The 22,637-nt window shown below is 59.6% G+C and carries 11 protein-coding genes; all 11 read right to left on the reverse strand.

The genetic code is table 11. The features are described 5' to 3' along the window. Window positions 1–84: 84 nt before the first annotated feature. Window positions 85–1,524 carry an argininosuccinate lyase gene (argH, locus tag I6E04_RS01645; RefSeq protein ID WP_235421411.1) on the reverse strand — a complete coding sequence of 480 codons (1,440 nt, stop codon included), beginning with the start codon at window positions 1,522–1,524 and terminating at the stop codon, window positions 85–87. Continuing rightward, window positions 1,525–1,752 carry a hypothetical protein gene (locus tag I6E04_RS01650; protein ID WP_235421412.1) on the reverse strand — a complete coding sequence of 76 codons (228 nt, stop codon included), beginning with the start codon at window positions 1,750–1,752 and terminating at the stop codon, window positions 1,525–1,527. It abuts the gene before it with no gap. A gap of 162 nt (window positions 1,753–1,914) precedes the next feature. Further along, entirely contained in the window at window positions 1,915–3,147 is a 1,233-nt protein-coding gene (locus I6E04_RS01655; RefSeq protein ID WP_235421413.1) for an argininosuccinate synthase, read from the reverse strand. A gap of 558 nt (window positions 3,148–3,705) precedes the next feature. Beyond that, entirely contained in the window at window positions 3,706–4,974 is a 1,269-nt protein-coding gene (locus I6E04_RS01660) for an MFS transporter (RefSeq protein WP_235421414.1), read from the reverse strand. Window positions 4,975–5,232: 258 nt separating this feature from the next. Then, window positions 5,233–6,063, reverse strand: a complete 831-nt coding sequence (locus tag I6E04_RS01665; RefSeq protein WP_235421415.1) for an HAD family hydrolase — start codon at window positions 6,061–6,063, stop codon at window positions 5,233–5,235. Between the two features lie 224 nt (window positions 6,064–6,287). Beyond that, the gene (polA, locus tag I6E04_RS01670; RefSeq protein WP_235421416.1) at window positions 6,288–9,065 is read right to left on the reverse strand and encodes a DNA polymerase I; all 2,778 of its coding nucleotides are present in this window, start codon (window positions 9,063–9,065) and stop codon (window positions 6,288–6,290) included. A gap of 329 nt (window positions 9,066–9,394) precedes the next feature. Next, the gene (locus I6E04_RS01675; RefSeq protein ID WP_235421417.1) at window positions 9,395–10,357 is read right to left on the reverse strand and encodes an Abi family protein; all 963 of its coding nucleotides are present in this window, start codon (window positions 10,355–10,357) and stop codon (window positions 9,395–9,397) included. Between the two features lie 131 nt (window positions 10,358–10,488). Continuing rightward, window positions 10,489–10,938 carry a YheC/YheD family protein gene (locus I6E04_RS01680; protein WP_328225312.1) on the reverse strand — a complete coding sequence of 150 codons (450 nt, stop codon included), beginning with the start codon at window positions 10,936–10,938 and terminating at the stop codon, window positions 10,489–10,491. Window positions 10,939–11,079: 141 nt separating this feature from the next. Next, on the reverse strand, window positions 11,080–13,245 hold the full coding sequence (locus tag I6E04_RS01685) for an N-acetylmuramoyl-L-alanine amidase family protein (protein WP_235421418.1): 2,166 nt from the start codon (window positions 13,243–13,245) through the stop codon (window positions 11,080–11,082). 268 nt (window positions 13,246–13,513) lie between these two features. Further along, window positions 13,514–15,412: a transglutaminase domain-containing protein gene (locus I6E04_RS01690; protein ID WP_235421419.1), complete on the reverse strand. Its 1,899-nt coding sequence runs from the start codon at window positions 15,410–15,412 to the stop codon at window positions 13,514–13,516. A gap of 291 nt (window positions 15,413–15,703) precedes the next feature. Then, window positions 15,704–22,378, reverse strand: coding sequence for a phosphodiester glycosidase family protein (locus I6E04_RS01695; protein WP_235421420.1), 6,675 nt, complete (start codon window positions 22,376–22,378; stop codon window positions 15,704–15,706). Between the last annotated feature and the right edge of the window lie 259 nt (window positions 22,379–22,637).

The raw sequence follows: 22,637 nt of genomic DNA on the forward strand, positions 1-22,637 counted from the left end.
CGAATGCCGACGAGGGGCACCGAAGCGCCCCTCGTCGGCATGCAATGTGGATCCAACGGTCGACGTGCGCGACCGCGCACTCCCCTACAGCACGGAACGCGTGCCGGCGCCCATCTCGACCACCGGAGACAACGCCTCCACAGCCGCCTCGTCGGCGACAAGACCGGCTTTGACCTTTTCCATCTGGTCGGCCACGGCGGCAGGCGCGGTACCGCCCTGCGTCGTGCGCGCCGCCACGATGGCGTCGAGGTCGAAGGCGCCGACCACGTCGTCGCCGAACAGCTCGCTCGCCTCGCGGAACGTCGAGACCGGCAGCTCGGAGATGTCGCAGCCCGCATGCTCGGCGGCGAGCACGAGCTTTCCCACGACCTCGTGTGCCTGGCGGAACGGCATCCCGCGCTTGGCGAGGTAGTCCGCCACGTCGGTCGCGGCGAGATGCCCGCGGTGCATGACGGCGCGCATGCGGTCGGCGTTCACGGTCCAGGTGCCCACCATGCCGCACATGACCGTCAGGCACTGCTCGAGGGTATGCGCCGCATCGAGCGCGGACTCCTTGTCCTCCTGGAGGTCCTTGTTGTACGCGAGCGGCAGACCCTTGACGGTCACGAGCAGCTGGACCAGGTCGCCCACCACACGTCCCGTCTTGCCGCGGATGAGCTCGGCGAAGTCGGGGTTCTTCTTCTGCGGCATGATCGAGGAGCCGGTGGAGAAGGCATCGGACAGCGTGATGAAGCCGAACTCCTGGCTGCTCCACAGCACGATCTCCTCGGACAGACGCGACAGGTGCACCGCCATGACCGAGCAGGCGTACTCGAGATCGAGCAGGAAGTCGCGGTCGGATACCGCGTCGAGCGAGTTCTCGATCACACGCGAGAAGCCGAGGGTATCGGCCGTCATCCGACGATCGAGCGGATAGGTGGTCCCGGCGAGCGCCGCCGCACCGAGCGGCGAGGCGTCGGCGGCATCGAAGGCCGCCTTCAGCCGCGTGAAATCGCGCGCGAACATCCATGCGTAGGCGAGCAGATGGTGCGCGAACAGCACGGGCTGGGCATGCTGCAGGTGCGTCATGCCGGGCAGGATCGTATCCCCCGCCGCTTCGGCTGCGTCGACGAGCGCATGGCGCAAGGCGAGGTTGCCCTCCATGAGCGACTTGGCGAGCGCCTTGGCGGCAAGGCGCGTGTCGGTCGCGACCTGGTCGTTGCGCGAGCGTCCGGTATGCAGGCGACCGCCCGCCGCACCGATGCGGCGCGTGAGCTCGGACTCGATCGCCATGTGGATGTCCTCGTCATTGATATCGAAGGCGAAGGTTCCGGCGTCGATGTCCGCCTGGATGGCCTCGAGTCCCCCGCGGATCGCCTCGGCATCCTCCGCGGAGATGATCCCCTGCGCGGCGAGCATCGCGGCGTGGGCGCACGACCCCGCGATATCCTGGCGGTACAGGTGCCGGTCGACCGGCAGCGACGCGCCGAACTCCTGCGTGAGCTCCGAGACCGTATCCTCGAAGCGGCCACCCCACAGCGCCATCTAGCAAACCCCCTCGAATGCACGGAGCGAAACGCACGTCATGGCGCCGCCCCGGTGCAGCAACTCGCGCGCGGTGCCGGGAAGCACCGGCGCGGATCCGTCGACGACGAAGGCGGCCACCTTGGAGCGTGGACCACCGTCGGCCGTCCACGCCTTGAGGCTGGACGGCGCGGCATGAATCGTATCGTAATCGAGCTCGGGGGCAAGCGCCGAGAGGAATGCGAGCATGATGACTCCAATCAAACGGTGGAAACGGTGGGGCGCATACGGCCCCGATACAACGCCGTCCCCGGCGAGTCGCCGCCGGGGACGGACAGGCGGTGCGCACGAAACACCGCGTAGGTAGGAGGCGCTCCGAAGACTGCTCGAAGGGGCGCCGGGAAAAAGCCGTTACGCGAGGTTCGCGGCGGCCTCGGACGTGGGTCCCTGCATCTTGGCCCACGTCTTGAGCGACAGGGTCTCGATCTGGATGAAGCCCACGGCGGCCTTCTCGTCGAAGGTGGTGTCGCGGTCGTAGGTCGCCAGGCCGAAGTCGTACAGCGAGCAGGGGCTCTTGCGGCCCATGACAGTGCAGTGACCCTTGAAGAACTTGACGCGCACGGTGCCGGTCACGAACTTCTGCGTCTCGGCCATGAAGGCGTCGAGGGCCTTCTTGAGCGGGCTGAACCACTGGCCGTTGTACACGCACGTGGCCCAGGTCTGCTCGAGGTAGAGCTTCTGGTGCAGCACGTCACGCTCGAGCGTGAGGTCCTCGAGCGCCTTGTGGGCGTTGATGAGGGTGAGGGCGGCGGGCACCTCGTAGCACTCGCGGGACTTGAGGCCCACCATGCGGTTCTCCATGAGGTCGAGGCGGCCATAACCGTTGTCGCCCGCGATCTGGTTGAGCTTGGCGACGAGCGCCGCGAGCGGCATCTGCTCGCCGTTGAGCGCAACGGGCTTGCCGCCGACGAAGTCGATGTCGACGTAGGTCGGGACATCGGGAGTCTCCTCGGGGTCCTTGGTCATGACCCACACGTCATGCGGGGGCTCGTTCCAGGGATCCTCGAGCACGCCGCACTCGATCGCGCGGCCCCACAGGTTGTCGTCGATGGAATAGGGGTTGTCGTTGGCACCCTCGGGAACGGGCACGCCGTGCTCGCGGGCGTAGGCGACCTCGTCGGGACGGCACTTGAGATCCCACTCGCGCACCGGGGCGATGACCTCGAGCGAGGGATCGAGCGTGAGGATGGACGCCTCGAAACGCACCTGGTCGTTGCCCTTGCCGGTGCAGCCGTGCGCGACGTACTTGGCGTCGTACTGGTGCGCGATGTCCACGAGCTTGGCGGCGAGCAGCGGACGCGACAGGGCCGAGAGCAGCGGGTACTTGTTCTCGTACATGGAGTTGGCGGCGATGGCCTTCGTGAGGTACTCGTCGGCGTACTCGTCTTTGAGCTCGAGCACGTGGCAGTCGATGACGCCCAGATCGAGCGCCTTCTGCTTCTTGTACTCGAGGCCGTGGATCTCCTGACCCACGTTGCCCAGCACGCAGATGACGTCGAGGTTCTTTTCCTCCTGCAGCCACTTGATGCACACGGACGTGTCAAGACCACCGGAGTATGCGAGTACGACCTTTTCCTTGCTCATGGGAGTTCCTTTCGAGATATGAGCGGATGGAACCGATGAGCCCGTCGGCAGTGCCTGCGCTGCGCATACGCTTGATCGAGTTGTTGAGATAAGAGGTCCCGTGAAGGGATATGCGCGTATGCGCACCCACAGGGAGACAAAACCCGACGCACCTATTGACGAACCCTGCTGGGGACGAGCCCCATGCGAACAGAGACGACCAGGTTATCGTCGTCGGGAAATCGCACGCTGGCGTCGGATGGCGACCGTGGCGGCATTCTGGCCGGGCATGATGGCGCTTGCGGCCATGCCCTCGTATGTAGCCAGAACCTTGTTCACCGGACAGCCCCTCGTCTATCGTCAGTACGTGCGATACAACCGCGTGCGGCGCGATAGATGCACGACCGCAACACGTTGGACGCTACTATACGCTAAAGTGCGCGCATGCGAAACGTGGATCCGCAAATTCATGACGAAAATCTGCAACCCCTCACAGAGCACGGCGACAAGCTGGCATTTTCACAACATGGCAGCTCGAAACATCCTCGAAACTTTATGCACCTGCAGCGTGAGATCCAATCAGGTTTCGTCGGCGACGATGCGGGCGATCTTGCCCCGCATACCCACCATGCACGCGATCGGCACGAACAGGACCAGGCAGCTCGCGCCCACGAGCACCGCTTGGACACCGAACAGGTCGGCGAGCACCGGGGCGGCGAACAGCGGAACCACGCCCGCCCCGTTGAACCCTGCGTTCATGACCGAGTTCACCCGCCCCAGCAGCGTCAGCGGCGCATGGATCTGCACAAGCGTGTTCTGCAGCGGCGTCACCGCGCCGAACGCGGCGCCGAGCAGCAGCTGACCGGCCATGGCGCACACCACGTAGGGCGTCCCCACGTACAAAACGCACGCTGTGCCCTCGAGGGCGATCAGCACCATGAGCGTCCGAACGTTCACATGACGTCGCGGCACGCGCATGGCGAGCGCGGCGCCGATGACGCTACCCACGCCCGCCGCACTCGACAGCCAGCCCATCCACGAGATCTCGACCTGCAGCACGTCACGGTAGTACAGCGACTCGAGCGGATCGAACGCGCCGTAGCCCGCATACGCGAGCACGCCGACCCAGAACAGCAGCGCAAGCGACGGCACCGAGAACACGGTGCGCGCGGAATCGGCAAACGTGCCGGACGCCACATCGCCAGGCGCCTGGGCCGACACGCCCTCCCCGGCCCCATCGGAAGCCCGACGACGCCCACGCGCGTATTCGGCACGCCGCAGCAAGGCGACCGCCGGAATCGCCGCCGCCACGGCCAGCGCGCCGGCGAACACGAACACGCGCTGCGACGGCAGCACCGCGGCGATGAGACCGCCCACCGCCGGCCCCACCATGACCGCCGTGTTCGACACGACCGACAGCAGGGCGTTCACGCGATTGAGCACGTCGGCGTCGTCGCTCAGGTAGGCGGGATACGAGCTGAGATACGCAAAGCTCAACCCGGTGGCAAAGCCGAACCCCGCGCTCATGGTGAGCACGTTGGTCACCGTGCAGGCGACGAACTGGAACATGACGCTCGTTGCGGCAGCCACGGTGAGCGTCACGGCCGTATGCACCCGCGGCCCGCGCAGGTCGAGCAACGATCCACCGGCGGCGTTGCCGATGATGATGAACAGGTTGAAAAAGCCGACCGCGCCCGCGATGGAAAACGTGCTCGCCTGGAGCTGATAGGTCAGCGTTCCGATGATCCCGATGAAATATGCGGCCTGGACACCCAGATAGATCATGAGGCGGACCGCTGCGAGCGCGAACGTCCCGCGCGGCAACCCGCGCAATGCGGAAACGAGCATACGACAGCCCTCCCTTCTGCCTCAAGATCGGTGTTGGCGTGACAACATGATAGATCGCTGCGCATCGACGCGTTTACGGTTCGGTTTTGGCGGCACCCGCCGAGTAGCCCGAAAAGCGGCAACCTTGCTACCTGCTGCTTTTCTGCAAGAGAGCAACCGTCTACTCGGACACCCCTCGCAAAACCGAACCGTAAACGCAATGAGCGGTTCCGGGGGGCGGACCAAGCGGACTTCCGCGCCCCGATTCCCGGCCCAAAGCTAGGAAACGAGCTCGAGCAGCCGGTCGATCACCTGCGCCACGCCACGATCGTTATTGGACGGCGCCAGGAAACGCGCATGCGAGCGCATATGCTCCTCGGCGTTGGCCACCACGTAGCTGTGGCCCACGGCCTCGAGCATCTGGATGTCGTTGTACGTGTCGCCGAACGCCGCGGCATCGGCGGTCGGCACGCCCAGATGCGCGCACAGCCGCGTGATACCCGCCCCCTTGTCGACATCCTTGTTCATGAAGTCGATCCACTCCTTGCCGGCGTTGGTGACCGAGAACCGGTCGGACCACGCGGCGTCGTACGTGCTCGCGAAGACCTCCTCGGCCGTGCGATCGGGGAAGTACACCGTGTACTTGTTGACGTCGGCATCGAGCTCGTCGAGCGAATCGAGGTAGACGATCTTGGTGAAGAAGCGACGGAAGAAATCGTCGTACACAGCATCGCAGCGGCGCAGGTAGCCGGCCTCGATGCCGCAGACGACCGGGCAGCCGCGACCGTCGGCCAAGGTGTAGTCGATCAGCTCGTGGTAGGTCGGCACGTCGATGAGGTCCTTGTAGATGAGCTCACCGCGGCAGCTGATCGCCGCGCCGTTGTCGGACAGCAGCGCCATGTGCTCGGCGACCTCGTGGAACATATCGGTGAGCGTGTAGAGCGGACGGCCGCTCGCCGCGCAAAACGTGATGCCCGCCTCGTCGAGCGCGCGGATGCGATCGAGCATGTTCGGCGGCATGCTGCCGTCGTCCGCCAGCAGCGTGCAGTCCATATCCGCGGCGACGAGCCTGACGCGCGCCAGCTCGGTATCGCCCTCAAAGCCCACCATCACGTGCACTCCCCCATTCCACGACGGACCACCTGTCCGCCGGCTTGTCTTCCGGTGGTATTCTAGCCAAGCTACGGCGACGGGGCCAGCCGTACGAGCGAGACGGTCCCGTCATCCATCGGGTCGACACCGCAGCCGCAGCAACCCGACCAGCAGCTCGGCGGCGGCAACCGAGTCCGGGCATCGAGCACGCCGGCCGCCCGGCCCCATGTCTCGGGACCCGCTTACTTGGCGTCCGCCCAGGTGATGCCCGTGGACGCCTCGGCGATCAGCGGCACGCGCAGCTCGACCACGCCTTCCATCTCCTGCCGGACCATCTCGGTCAGGCGCTCGACCTCGGCCTCGGGGCATTCGAAATCCAACTCGTCGTGCACCTGCAGGATCATGCGGGCGGCAAAACCCTCGTCACTCAGGCGGCGCGCCACGCGGACCATGGCGATCTTGATGATGTCGGCGGCGCTACCCTGCATGGGATGGTTCATGGCGGTGCGCTCGCCGAACGCGCGCTGCGCGGGGTTGCGCATCTTGAACTCGGGGATGGGGCGACGCCGCCCGAACATCGTCTCCGCATAGCCGCGGGCCTTCGCCTCGGCCACGGTGCGGTCCAGGTAGGCGCGCACGCCGGGATACGCCCGGAAGTACGCCTCGATCATCTCGCGGGCCTCGGCCATGGGGATATCGAGCGACTGCGACAGGCCGTAGGCCTGCTGGCCGTACACGATGCCGAAGTTCACCGCCTTGGCGCGGCTGCGCAGCTCGCGCGTGACCTCGGACACGGGCACGCCGAACACGCGCGCCGCCGTCTCGGCATGGAAGTCCTCACCTTCATTGAAGGCAGCAACCAGATGCTCGTCAGCCGAGAGGTGCGCGAGCAGACGCAGCTCGATCTGGGAGTAGTCGACCGCCAAGAACACCTTGCCCTCGCCCGCCGAGAACGCCGTCTTGACGGTGTGCCCCAGCTCGGAGCGGGTGGGGATGTTCTGCAGGTTGGGGTTGGACGAGGACAGGCGCCCGGTGGCGGTGATGGTCTGGTTGTAGGTGGTGTGCACGCGATGGTCGCCGTACTGGCCGGCAAGCGGTCCCAGCGTGTCCAGATACGTGGACTTGATCTTGCTCTTCTCGCGCCACTCGAGGATCAGTCGGACGATCTCGTGGTCGCGGGCCAGATCCTCCAGGACCTTGGCGTTGGTGGAGTAGTAGCCGCGCTGGGTCTTCTTGAGGCCCTTGGTGGGCAGGCCCATCACGTCGAACAAGATGTGCGACAGCTGCATGGGGCTGCCGATGTTGAACGTATCGTCGCCCGCGAGCGCCCGGATGCGCCCGGCGAGCTCGTCGATCTGCCCGGTGAGCTTGTCGGACATGGCGCGCAGGCGCTCGGGGTCCACGAGCATGCCGGTGCGCTCCATATCCACGAGCACGGGCACGAGCGGCATCTCGATCTGCGTGAACACGGCAACCGCGCCGCCGGCATCGAGCGCGGTGGCAAGCGGCTCGAGTGCCGTCAGGGCCACAATGGCCGAGCGCGCCGCGGCAGGCAGCGCGTCGTCGGCGGCACCGTCCTCGCCCGATGCGGGCGGCAAGGGCTTGCCCAGATAGGTATCGGCGATGTACGCGTCGTCGAACGACGAGCGGGCCGAATCGAGCAGGTACGCCGCGACCACGGTGTCAAAGATACGCGACGCGTCGACGTCGAGCGCGTCCATACGAGCGGGCGCCGCGGAGTCGGCGGGCACGAGCTCGTGGATGAGCGCCTTCACGTCGGGCGAGACCACCTTGCCCTCGGCGAACAAGCGCATGAGCACCCCGGCGATGAGTCCCTGCGAAACATCGAAACCGTCCACCGCGGGAAGCGCGGCGGCCATACCGCCATCGGGCTCCTCGAAGGCGAGCAGTGCATCGGGCACGGCGACCCACAGCGTATGGGTGAGGCCGAACAGCGCGTCGGCCTCACGGTCGTCGTCGAGCACGGCGGCAACCCACTCCCCCGCCTCGAGTGCCGCGGCGAGCGCGGCGATGGCATCGGCCACGCCCTCACCGGTCTCCGCACGAGCATACGTCACCTCGGGCAGCTCCAGGCACGCGGCGGCCTGCGCCGAGCCATCCGCCTCGCCGTCGATGAGGGCCAAGAAGCGATTCTGCATGGCATTGATGCCCAGCTCACCCAAGGCGGCGGATACCGCGGCGGCGTCGTAGGCCGGAAACGCCGTATGGTCGAAGTCGAGCTCCACGGGGGCGTTCGTCTGGATGGTCGCCACGCGGCGCGAGAGCAGCGCGTCGTCGATATGGGCGCGCAGGTTCTCGCCCATCTTGCCCTTGACCTCGTCGGCATGGGCGATGACCTCGTCGAGCGAGCCGTACTGGGCGATCAGGGCGCTGGCCTTCTTGGGGCCGATGCCCGGCACGCCGGGGATGTTGTCGGACGAATCGCCCTTGAGGCCGTAGAAGTCCGGCACGAGCTCGGGCGTGATGCCATGATAGAGGTCCTCGACCGACTCGGGCGTCATGATCTGCACGTCGGACAGGCCCTTCTTGGTGCCCACGATGCGCACGTGCTCGGTGGACAGCTGGTACATGTCGCGGTCGCCGGTGATGAGGTACATATCGCACCCGGCGGCCTCGCCGGCGCGCGCGAGGGTGCCCAGGATGTCGTCGCCCTCCCAGCCCTCGGCCTCGAGGATGGGCACGGACAGCTCGCCGAGCAGCTTTTTGATCATGGGGAACTGCTCGCGCAGGTCGGGGTCCATGGGCGGACGCTGCGCCTTGTACTGCGGCAGCATCTCCATGCGCACACGCGGCTTGCCCTTATCGAACGCCACGGCGACGCCATCGGGATGGAAGGCGTCGACCATCTTGAGGAACATGTTGAGGAAGCCGAAGATGGCATTGGTGGGCCGACCGTCCGGCGCGTTCATGGTGGGAGGCACGGCGTGGAAGGCGCGGTGCATGAGCGAGTTGCCGTCGATGACGGCGAAGGTACGACGGGTGCCGGCGATATCTGACATGGAGACGTCCTCTCGTTGGTTGCTCCCACCAGTCTACCCGCCCGCACCGACGCGCGCGAGCGCGGAAGCGATCGGCGACATTTTTTGCAGCGGATCACAAGACACCCGCCGAACAAGACTGGTCGGTTTGAGCATGCGACATCGATCGCCCTGTCGCTCGCGCGCTACGGCCTGCCCTACTGATGCTCACCGCGATGGTGGTCGGCAAGCCAGCGATAGTAGGCAACACGCCGCATGGCGACCTGGCCGAGGTTGAAGTCGACGAACAGCAGGCTGTTGTTGCAAATAATCGGACCCCAGTCATTTTCTTATAGGCAAGATCGCTTCAATCACCGCTGTTCAACCGGCATTTCGCATCGAATGACGGTTTCCCAATCTTCCGGAAAACCCATCGGTTTCAAGGAGACCGATGGGTGGGCTCTCACGACCTCAACGATCTGACCGGTCAAACACCCCCATTTTGCCGGCCAAGATTTCTCGTACATGCGCTTAAGCACGAGAAGCGTCGGGAATTCTTTCTCCCCGTCGTATCGAGCATCCGCCCTAAGAAGATTGGGCCGTACGGTCACAACGCGGTTGTACAGACGGCTGTGATGTCCACAGATATTTCGGATGTACGTTAGATGTCTGAGCCAGCTCCTAAGGATGAACGGCTTCACTCCGAACCCATTGGCAACCAGCTTTGCAACGTTACTTTTGGCGGCATCCAGATTGCCGTAGAGCTGGGAGACGGTTCCCATGCTCATGATTTCGACTGCCGCCCATATGGGAAGATCGCCGTATTTATCGATATTATGGACGACACACGGCACCCCATCGCGCAACGCCCTGCTCTTCTCCCTTGTGAGGGACTCCATGGATTTGGCGTGCGCCATCGTGTTCTTAAAGTAACGGTTATCTTCATGTGCGACCGCGCCGCATTCCATAGCCATATGGTAAGCGAAAAGCGTGCGCGCCTTGATCTCGATGGGACTGATGACGCGCCAAACCCAATCCCTCAGCTCACCATCGAACTGATAGGTCTCCCATATGTCATCGAACGTGGTACCCGGAGTGAAGCGTCCATTCTCCTCGAAGGTAAGCCAGTAACCACGAAGGCGATAATAGTTCGATTCTGCGAGACGCCGAAGCGCGGACAGCTCGTTTTCGACCGCGAGACCGCGGGACTCCATCAGGGAGAGCTGCTCCCTGAACGAACGCGGAGGTTTCATCGAGATAAAAAACGACCCCGCCTGGTTCGCTCCATTTCCATGGGTCGCGTGCGGGGTACTGTCATCGAGCATTCTACCCATCGTGGCCCCTCCATTCAATACCGCCTATCGATTGCTCGGCATCATACTAAACAACGGGACGATATGCGCGTTTGCCCAAGTGGGATCCTGCTGGGGCACCGTCGGAAGCTCCGTGCGCCCTACGACCTCCCCTACTGATGCTCGCCGCGATGGTGGTCGGCAAGCCAGCGGTAGTAGGCCACGCGACGCATGGCGACCTGGCCGAGGTTGAAGTCGACGAACGGCAGGCTGTTGATCTCGAAGATGTGCAGGTCGCCCGCGTCGGTGATCGCCACGTCTATGCCGAGCGTGCACAGCTCGACGCCGCGCTGCTCCTCGAACCACGCGGGGACCGTTGCCGCAAGCTCCCGCAGGCGCTCCACGATCAACTCCCAGCAGTCGGGACGGTTGGCCTTGAGGAACGGCTCGAGCTCGGCCATGCCGCCACCTTCGTTGATATTCGAGATGATCTTCTGCCCGATGCCGATGCGCACGAGCATGCTCGCGGGTTCCCACTCGCCCGACCCGTTCTTTTCCATATGCACGCGGCAGTCGAACGGGTCGCCCGCGGCGCTGCGAGACGAGATGTACTTCTGAGCGATATGGGGCTTTTCGAAAAGCGGGCTTGGGGATCACGAACCGCTTGGCGTTCGCCGTACATGACACTTGCGACCTGAAAAAACGCCCTGACGTCATTATGACATCAGGGCGCATGAAATCGGCAGTGCATCTGTCAAGGCATATCAGGCAGTCAGATCAACCTTACCGAACCAGCCGCACTTGGGCGTGGAGAGAGCACTGTAGTACTCGACCCACTCGTCAAGCGAGATCGTCCGGATAGAACCGATGTTATCCATGACCTTCCCATTGCCGATATAGACGGCGACATGACCATAGATGCGACCGGCAGCACTCGCGGGCGAGGAATCGACCGCGATGATCATGCCGGGCTTGATCTTGAACGGAGACGTCTTGCAATACGCGAAATACATATCGTCCGCATTGCCGCCCCAGCTTCCAATGCCCGCATTCTGGAACACGTACGTGATCCACGCCGCGCACAAACCACCACCAGGAGAAGGCGTTGTCTTGCACGCCTCGATAACGCGAAGCTGGGCATCGCTCAGATAGTGAGCGACTTTGCCATCGGTTCCGAAATCGTAATCGACGCCGTCAATCACCTGGGATCCGGTTGCCATCACACCGTCGGCGGCAAAATACGACCACCCGGACCCGTCATTCCATTCAATCCAGCCGGTGAACATTGCGCCGGTGGAATCAAAGTAATAGTACTGACCGGAAACACTCCACTTACCCTTGAGTGTTTCGCGCGTATCTCGCTTGAAATAGTACTTCTTGCCACCAAGCGTCCACCAGCCTTGCGCCGCTGCGCAATTCTGACCCTTGGAGAAGTACGAACGCTTTCCATTCGTCCACGTATGCCAGCCGGTAATCGCGCACCTTGTCTCCGGATCGAAGAAGTAGAGCTTGTTATCGATCGTCCAGCGATTCTTCGCGGCGGCACCCTGATAAGAGGGAGCAAGGTAAGAGCGCTTTCCATTCGACCACGTATGCCAGCCGATAACCGATTGACGGGTCAGCTCATCAAAGTAATAAATCCTACCGTCGACCGTCCACTTGAATTTGGCAGCAGCACCCCCATGAGAAGGTGAGAAGTAGCTGAGCGTTCCCTCGTCCCAATCATAAAGGCCGATGAATACGTAACCGTCTTCGGTGACCTTGTAGAAAGAGCCCTCGATGGAATTGAGGCCAGAAGACGCCTGCGGCGTGCGCCGAGTCTCCGGATCGAAATAATACCTATGACCGTCAAGGGTCCACCAACGCTTCGCGGCGGCGCCGTCGTTATTATTAGAAAAATAGGAGACCGTTCCATCTTTCCAACGGTGCATGCCCATGTACACAGAGCCGCTATCTTGAATAAGATAATACTTGTCGCCAATTTGTGCGTAACCCGGAAGAAGCGTCTTACGTGTCACCGGATCGAAGTAATACCGGTCGCCCCCGATAATCCACCAAGCCTTTGCCGCAGCTCCGCCTTTATTCTTGGCAAAATACGAACGGGTGCCATCTTCCCATGTGTAAAGATCGAATATCTGGGCGAAAGTCTGCTCATCGAAGTAGTACACCTTATCGTCGAGCTCGAGAAGACCGCCGACGGCGTACCCTTTGGAATTGAAGTAATACGTAACGCCGTCAATAGTGTAGAACTCGTCAGCCAGAATCTCTCCGCTGGAAAGCACGAATGTGTATCCGTCTTCATCTTCGAACAGAACACCCTTATCGTCTTCCGCGAGAATAACTTTGCTGGAATCTTCGTCTTCAGAATCGGCAGGCAGCTTATTGTCGATATCTTCGGAGGACGAATCGGAGACGGCGTCAGACTCCGAATCGGAAGCTACTTCAAGCTCTTCGTCATTCTCGAATTCTCCAACGGACTCGAACTCGAAACCATTGTCGATAGAAGGACTCTCCTCGTTCGAGTCATCGTTTTGCATTTTTTCGGATTCAACGGTAGCGTTCGACTCGCCTTCATCGTTGCAGCCGGCTTCGACATCCGTGAAGTCCGAACTTCCAGAAACCGGATCGGAAGGCCCTCCGGTCATTCCGTCGGAAAGAGCAGAATCGTTAGGAGCTGACTCGATAACATCAACGACAACATCGGAATCGGCGTTATCAGCATGTGCGCTCTGCACCGGAGTCTCATTGAGTTCATTGGAATCGGACAGCTTGGAACCACCATCGATGGCAGCCGAACCGATCTCTTCCTTAGTGACGATGAGATCTGTGGGACAGTCTTCCGCCACCGCAACGTTAGGCGCACCCACACCGAATACCGATAGACAGCAAGCGAGCGCCAACGCTATCGAACGCGTTCTCAATCTACGCATGTAAATCCCCTCAAAACGACACAAGCCTCACCTATGGTAACTGAAAAAGAAATGAATAACCCATCAGGGTTGGACAACGCGTGTATCTTGACGTCTCTCACATATCCTAATCAGCGACAGCGTGGTTAACCTACATAAGAAAAAGGCCGCACCCGTAATGGATGCGGCCTGAATCGGAACCCAGTTTCGCAGGAGCTCAACCGTACGATAAACCGGAGACCCGTCAAATGATGTGTCGGACAGACGACACGCGGGTAATCAAGCCCAACTACTTACTTGTTTTCATATAGATCGGGCTGAAGGCACCGCAGGCGCTCGCGGACGGACCGACGGCACGGACCTTGTAGTAATATGCTTTGCCGGATTTTGCCGAAGTATGATTGAGAACGGTTCCCGACGTCTTGATGAGCTGCGTGTACGTGCCGTTCTTGCTCGTAGAGTAATACACCTGGTACTTGGTGGCACCAGTGCAAGACGTCCAGGTAAGGCGAGGCTTACCCTTCGATGTCGAGCCGACGGTCACCTTGGGACGCGCGTAGTCACACGCGCGCAGTTTAATCGCACTGAAGGCACCGCAGGCGCTCGCGGACGGACCGACGGCACGGACCTTGTAGTAGTAGGTTGTCCCGGGCTTAGCAGACGTGTGGTTGAGGACCGTACCGGCAGTCTTGATGAGCTGCGTGTACGTACCGTTCTTGCTCGTGGAGTAATACACCTGGTACTTGGTAGCGCCGGCGCAAGACGTCCAAGTGAGACGGATTTTACCCGTCGAGGCGGTATTGGACACCGTCACCTTCGGCTGAGCGTAATCGCATGCACGAAGAACAACCGCGCTAAAATCACTATTGGCACTCGAGGTAGAGCCGATGGACTTTGCCTTGTAATAGTACGTCGTGCCAGGCTTGGCGGAGGTGTGGTTGAGAACGGTTCCCGATGTGGAAATCAGACGGGTATACGTTCCATTCTTGCTCGTGGAATACCAAATCTCGTATTTTTCAGCACCGCTGACAGCACTCCAGGTGAGACGAATCTTTCCAGTGGAAGCCGTGTTCGAAACCTTGAGTGTCGGGGCCTTGAGCTTAGTCACCGTGGTAGTTCCACCTCCGGTGGTGCCGCTGCTCGAGCCGCCACCAAACACGTTATACGTCACGTACGAAGTTGAGAATTGATCGATGGTCGGCATAAACGACACGTAATTCGTCACGCCGGCGTAATCCCAGTCATCAGAACGGCTATTCCAATGATTGCCGCTGCCTGCAGTAGGATCGACGATGACCCATTCACCGTCAATGTACAGCTCTGCCCACCAGTGATCGATTTCGGAGACGTTGGGCTCGGTCGACCAGTTTTGATAATCCCCTGCTGCCAGTCCCATATGGTGACCATTTACCAAACGCGCAGGAATGCCCTCTGCTCGCGCGAGTGCGATAGTAATGCCAGCCTCACCGAGGCAAACGGTGGCAACCTTACCGTTCTTGCTGTTAGCACTCGTTTTATTGTTCAGCAGGTTATATACGTTGTCGTAGACATCACAATACTGATTCTTACCAGTTTGGAATGCCACGTCATCGTAATAGAAGCGGTCGGCAACAAAGTCATAGATATTTTTCGCGGTCGCATAATCGCTTGCCGCATGCACGCGATTGGTAGCGACACGCTTGATGAAGTTCGCCTGCGACGTGGACAATGTGCTGATATTCTTGATATCCGCCATCGTCACATCGAGATAACGAGACGGGTCGACATCGCTGTTCGAATCGTACATCTGCTGATTCTTCTCGATAACGTTGTCCCATTCAAGCAAGACGACCGTGTCGTTGCTCTTCACACGGAAATTGATGTTCTTATTGAACGACGTGCCATTGCGCTGGATGTTGATAACGTAATCGTCAGCGGGAAGGTATCCGTAGTTATTCGAGCTATTCGGCAGATCGGTTACATCAACCGTAAACGAAAACGAACGGTAATCCCCGTGATCCTTGCAGTAGGCGTACCCGATCCAATGAGAAGCCTTTTTGCCGTTAGAATCGACGACCTGAGCATTGAAGCTGAGGCGGCCACCGTTGCTAGGCATCGCCATCGGAGTTTCGCCTTTGATGGTCATCTTGCTGCCCGAAGTCGTGACTTTAAAATAATTATGATGCGACTGACCAACCTCTGTTGACACGAGAGAGCTCGTCGCGCTCACCGACCCCGGATCGAATGTTGCCCCGAATGCGGTCGTCGCAAACACACACGACAACAGCATGGAGCAGAGTAGTGCGATGAATCTCCTTCTCATAATTCGACTCCTATTCTTTGAAGCTCCGACACCATAGATGGATTGTACCCTCTAATCAGAGCAAGCGACCTCAAAAGCACCTTCTACCGATTACGAGCGTGGGGCGAAACGATGTCGAACAGAAAAGGGCGGATCCGATTTCGGACCCGCCCTTTTCAGTCGAATTCAATGAATCGACTACCCTACCGTGACGTCAACGGTATTACTGTAACCACCAGTGGCTCCATCTGCATCCACAGCGCGCACCTTATAGGTATATGTCACGCCGCGCTCGACGGAAACGTTGGTAAGCTTAATGCCTACGGTCGAGATCACTTTCTCGAACTTCCCGTCTTCACCGTCCTCAGAACGCCAAACCTCGTACTTCTCGGCGAGGTCGACCTTATTCCAAGTGAGCACGGGCACCCCGTCGCTCTCGCGGTTCGTCCCCTGGAGTTCGATCTTCACCGGCACGACGGAAGCGGAAACCGAATCGCTCATCGAGCTCGTCTGACCGTCGGCGAACGTAGCCTGAACCTTGTAGGCGTAATCCACACCCTCTTGCGCAGACGTATGCGAAAGCACCGTACCCTTTCCGGCGAACAGCTGGGTGAACTCGCCGTCAACGCCTGTGGTGGAAACATATACGACGTACCCCGTGGCACCGCTCATGGCCTTCCACGTCAGCTTGGGCTTGCCATCGCTGATGCGATTGGCAATCGCAACGTCCGGCTTCGCCATCGAGGGGTCACGCATCGCGGAGATGTTCTCGCTGAATGCGCCAAGCGTGCCCTTCTTGGAGACAGCACGGACCTTGTAGTAATACGTGGTGCCAGGTTTCGCGGAGGTATTGATGAGCTTCTGCCCAGCAGTCGTGATCAAACGGTTGAACGTACCCGTCTTACCGCTCGTCGAACGATAAACCTGGTACTTCGCAGCACCCGGAACCTTGTTCCACTCGATCACCGGCACGCCGTCGCTCTCACGATAGCTGACTTCAAGCACGATCTCGGTGCCCATGAACTTACCGGAGACGATGTTGCTGAAGGTGCCCTTGGTCGTTCCGTTCGAAGCGACAGGACGCACCTTGTAGTAGTACAGCGTACCCTCATCAATCGAGACGTTCGTGAGCTTGGAGCCGGACGTCGTACTGATGAGACGATAGGACCCAACGCGTTTCGTCGAGCGCCAGACCTCGTAGCGAGCCGCGCCATCGACCTTGCTCCACGACACGGTCGGGTAGCCGTCGGACGCACGATACGAGAACTCGATCTCGACACGCGCCGCCTCGCCCGTAATGGAAACCGTATCGCTGAACGCACCGCGTCGTCCGGCGGCGGTCACACCACGGACCTTGTAGTAATACTTCGTTCCCGCCTTCGCGGAACTGTTGGTCAATACCTGGCCGCTACCGGTGTACAGGAGATTGAACGTACCATCGACACCGCTCGTGGAGCGATAGACCTCGTACTTGACGGCACCGTCCAGCTTGTTCCAACGAATGACGGGCTTGCCGTCAAAACGGGAGGTGACGGTTGCAGTGGGCTTAGCGCATCCGCACTCAAACGTGCGGACCTCACTGAACACGCGATCGGAACCCTTGATCGCCTTGAGCTTATAGCGATACGTCACACCAGCGCGAGCAGACGAATCGACATATCGAGATCCATCAGTCGTATCGATCTTCGTAAAGTTGCCGGAACCGGTCGCGCGCCAGATCTCATACTCAACACCGTCAATGCCGGTCCAGCTCAAAACGGGTTTTCCATCCTCGTCAAAAGAGGCGGCGATCGTCGGCTTCAGGTAAGTCGGCACTGCTTGCGTCTTGGAATCGAACGTCTCCCCGTCGACGACGCAACGTGAACCGATGCGGAACTTATAAGAGACGCCAGGCTTCAGGCCGGTAACCGTATAGGAATTGGAAGTGGTAGTCCCCTTCTCGTCGAACGTCTTTCCACCATCATCCGAGACGTACACAACGTAGCGATCGGCGACTTCCTTACCGTTTACGACGGCGTCGTCCCAACGAAGTGTCGCGCGCGAGGTATCGGACTTGATCAGCACAGCGTTCTCGGGCGCCGGTGGAACGATATCGAAGGTGACGATGCGCTCGCCGCCACAGTCACCACGCCAATCGTTCACATCGACGTACATACCGTACTTATAAGCCGTCAGCTTGAAGGAAGCCTTACCGATCTTGACAACGTCATTGTACATGTACGTGGTGAAGTAATCCTTGCCCTCACCCGTCTGCGTGAGCACGGTACCATCAGGTGCGGTAACCGTAACGATAGGTTTACGAGGGGTACCCGTGTACACGCTCACGCCGTCATTGCTCAGCGTGATGTCGCAATCATTCAGGTCGGCGTACTTCCAACCGCAAACCGAGCATACACGGCTGCCGTCTTCCTGCTTCTCATATTCGTGACCGGAAGCCACGTCGCCTTCAACGCGCTTTTCGGACCCGGATTCAGATTCATACACCGTATAGCCCTGAATGACGCACGTCGACTTCAGCTCGTCCTTAACCGTGACCTTCTCTTCGACGCCGTTATCGGCGTAGAAGTGGTAGTCCTGACCGATAAGGACCCATCCGGTCTGCATCTTGCCGCTGAGGAAATAGTAGGAGTTTCCGTCAGCATCCTTGATGGAGCCAGTGTAATTCTCGATGACCTTGCCGCAACGAGAGCAGCTCACGGTGCCGCTCTCGACATCGAGTTGCGGCTCATGGCACTTCGACCCGATCTCAAAGGAGTCGATAACACCGTTCTGAATGTCGTTGATATCGACCGTCATCGTGTCACCGGAGATGGACACCGTGAGATAGGTAGCGCTGTAATCGATTGTCGCGAGCGCAAAGATCTTGTCGTAATCGAATTTGCCCTGCGAGGTGATGGAGTACTCCTTGCCGCCCGTAGAGCCGCAGATGTAGTACACCGTACCCTTCTCGTCCTGCTCCCCCGCCTTCAGAGGATTGGTGCGCGTGGCGCTATGGTCGTGGCCGGAGAATACTGCATCGATTCCGGCCTTATCGATGGCGTCAGGGAGAATCTCGTAAACGATGTCGTTGCCGCCAGTCGAATTGGTGAAGTACGGCGGCTGATGCGTGAAGAGGACACGCCATTTCGCATTAGATGCATTGGCATCCTGCTCAAGCCAGGCTGCCGCCTCGCGCATCTGCGCGGCGTTATTCGCATAGTTCATCACGGCGATGTACAGATCACCATACTGAACAGACCAGTAGCTACCCGGAGCAGTCGTGTCGTTGTGATAGATGGCGGATGCGATAGAGCCATCAGCATCGCCCGTGTACTCATGGTTTCCGAGCGCGCTGATCACTTCGGTGCCCTTAAGACTCGGGTCACCGAAGAGGTTGCCCAAAACGGGCCAATCCTCGTAAAGCGTCGGATCGTCGGAAGCGTCACCGGTCTGGGCTCCGAAATCATAGGAACCTGCACCGAGCTGCTCGATGATCGTTTCGATATTCGTGCGATCCTGATCCTGGATATCTCCGATCACGAAGAAGCTGTGGCTCGTCGGATCAGACGCGGATGTCGTGAATTCCCGCGTGTCGCTCATCGCGCCTTCGGCACCGACACTGAACTCATAGGTGGTCTCCGGGGCGAGACCCTCGAGAACAACGCTGTTCGCGATGGCGGAGGAATTGCCGTTCTTAGAGAAATAGACCTGCTCGCCCTCTGCATCGACGGTAGTCCATGCATCGGACCCCTTCACCGCGTAGCGAAGAACCTGTTTGCCTTCGGCAACGGGACTGCTGAGCCATCCGATGCTCTTCTGCGTGGCGGGATCTTCGACTACATTGAAGCGGATACCGTCAGGCTTGCCGGTTTCATCGCCCTGGGCACCGTATACGGATACGGTGAATTCGAACGAATACTCTTCGCCCTTCTTTGCGACGATCACGGTGTTGCCCGCTTCGGCACTGAACGCATCTGTCACGAGTTTGCCTTCAGCATCGGTGGTTCCAACGAGCTCGCCCGTCTCCGTTTTGCTGATCTCGGCGCCCTCGACGGGATTACCGTCGGTATCGGTTACCTTGATGGTCACCTCTTTGCCCTGCAGAGTGCGATCTGCGCTGATAGTCAAAGGAGCGACAATCGGCAATTCCTTCTCGGATTCCGCAAACGTTCCGTAGGCACCGTCACTCGTCTCAAAACTCGAGCTTTTCACGGTGTAATTGAAGACGTCGCCGTCCTTGAGGTTTGTCGGAATATCAACTATGAGCGTCGCGATGAGGTTGTCGTCGGTCACAGCGTCCGGTTGACGTTCTGCCTCAATGGAGACGGTCCTCGTAAGCTTGCCGTAAGAAGAAGTGCCCTCATATCCCTGAGCAAACGTAACCTCATAGTCGGGGAATCGATTTCCGAGGGAAATGGAGATATCGCTCTTGTTGATCGTGGCGCCCGATCCGCGGATTTCAAGAGCGACGGTCTTGCCGATCACGGCGTTTTCGCTTGTAGGCTGAACTGACACAGATGCCTGAGAGTCGGCTGCGCCCGTATCGACGGTGAAGTGACGGGTCATGGAAGCGTCGTTACCGAACGCATCCTTCATAGACACGGTCACGGTATGGGGACCGTCGAGAAGCTCGCACTCGTAAAGGTACGCACGATTGACGCTCTCATCGTATGCGGCCTCATATTTGTCATTGTCAAGCACGTTCACACCGTCGATCTGAAGACGAACGGTGGCCGGATCGATGCCAGACGTGAAATCATTCTCGACATCATGGAACGCGGTTGTGATGTTTACAACGTTGGTGTCGATCGTAGCGCCATCTTCAAGCTCCACATCATTGAGCATGATGGAATCGATAACAGGGCTGTCGACGTCATCGTCATTAGCGCCGTATACAAACTGGAGATTGTCAAAGTAAATCGAATTGGCGGACTTCGTACCCATCTTGGTACCCGCAACGTACATGAGACGCAGCGTCATGCTCGCCGGAATCTTATACGGTGCCTGCAGATGCGTCAGGTCTGCCTCAAGATACTTCCAGCCTTCCCAATAGATACCGGGCTGTTCCTCACCACTGGAGACAGCGGCATTCTTGGGTTCGAGCGTAAAGTCGTAAGGTTGGGTGTTACCCGCACCGTCAACAACATATCCACGAAGCCAGAAACCTGCCTGGCTACCATCACCTTCATATTCGATACCCACACCCTCGGGGGCATACACCCATACGCCGATGCCTGTCGGGGTTCCGGGAATCTCGAATTCCTCGCTCGTGCCGATGCAAGCGCCCTCAGTAACCTCGCCGCATTGTGTGAAGTCATAATTGAGCTTCAGAGACTTCTCGTTAAATCGAACGGGCTCATCATCATCGATGCTCACGATCTCAATGGATTCGTTGCCACCGCGACCGTAGTTGCTGTGGGACAGGATACCCGGGTTCTCCTCGGTTCCGATGTAGTAGTCCTCAGCCGAGGTTATCTCACCGGATTCACTTTCAACGTCCTCGAAATCCCAAACGATCGTCGGCTGAACACCGACATTGACTTTTACTTCGCCTCTGACGGAATCGTCCCACTTGGAAACAACCGTCGCTGTACCATGAAGGTCGGAACCGTTAGAGGAAATGAAGAGATTGCCCTCGAACGATCCGAGCGCCGGATCGGAAATGGTCCAGATGAGATCACCATCGTTATAGTTGATCTCTCGCTTTTCGGAGCGAACGACGACACCGAGATCGCTCGTCTCGTTGAAACCGAGATTCACCTCATCGGACGCGAAGTAGATTTCATCGGGCTTGACGATCTCGATGGTGGTACTACCGACTACAGAGCCATCGAGCGTGGTTTCCACGGTAACCGTACCCTCTTGGTCTCCAGCCTTGAAAACGCCCGTGGAGGCATCGATGGTGCCGAGCTCCTTCGAACTGTCGGCAAGCTGGAATGCTATACCCTCGGGCAGATCCGTGGGAGCGCCAGCGGTGTCCACGCCCTTTGCGGTAAACGCAACCTCGGAACCAGGCGTGTATGCCTCATTGTTCGGAGAAAGCGAAGCGTGATCGAACTCACCTGTCGGAGTCGAGCTCGAAACAATGAGAATAGAGGACGAGACATAGCGCTCGGCACCGTCGCGCGGGGAGTTCTTGACGGTCAAGCCCTCCTCGCCCTCGGCGCGGGAGGCAAACGTAGCGGAACCACCCGCATCGAGCTCGAGCACCTTTACGCACCCGGCGTTTGCCATCATCTGAGCGATCTCGGTATTCGGACGACCATGGGAGGTCGGAGCGAAGTTACCATGGCTCGTGACCGTCAGGATGCTACCGTCCTCCCTGATGCCAATCGCGCAACGGGAGTACGTGATGTTTTGGAAGCCGTCTTCGGGCAAAGGAAGCGGCTTTCCGTCCTCGACAAGCAGCGAGTTGCCACCGACCGCCATCTGAAGATCGGAAAGGTCGCTCGAATTGCGAATAACCGGCTCTCCGTCTTTCGTAATGCCGAAATACCAGCGACCGTTATTGGGATGGCAGACCTCACCCTCCATGACGAGAGCACCCATGGGCTCACCGGTGGCCATATTGAAGAAGTCCGCATTGATGGCGGCAACCACGGTCTTCCCCGGATTATCCCGCTCATAGGCCTTCGCCTGATCGGTAGTGCGAGTCAAAGACCACTCATCGGCGCTGTTTTGACCATAGCCCGCGACGATCTCGATATCGTCTTCAGCCAAATCGACTTCGGCGAAGTACTCGATATTCTGATGATCTCCGCTTGCCCTGTTCGCAACGACTTCGTGCTGGACAGCGCCGTTAGCAAGCGGCGTGACCGTATCGCTTACCAACACCTCGTTGTTTGCAATACCCGTCCAGGCATTCGCTCGCTGAGATGCGAACGCTTCATGCAACCCCGCTCCGCCGAGACAGGCCGATAAGCAAGCGACCGTCCCGACGAGAAGAGCGGCGAATCGCCTTCTTCTCCGCATGAGAAACCCTCCATTGACAACTAACCCAACACGACAGGAGCGAACGATATGGTGCCGATTCGTCCACTCTAGTAAAGTGTAGCAGCAATGGTCAAATCGAAAACCGTCATATCGGGCGACGGCCCGAGCCCCATCCATGCCTCAGCGTCAATGTAACGGGAGTCAATCCGAAAAAAGGCCG

It is taken from the genome of Collinsella tanakaei (assembly GCF_021531055.1).
GTDB classification, from domain to species: Bacteria; Actinomycetota; Coriobacteriia; order Coriobacteriales; family Coriobacteriaceae; genus Collinsella; species Collinsella tanakaei_B.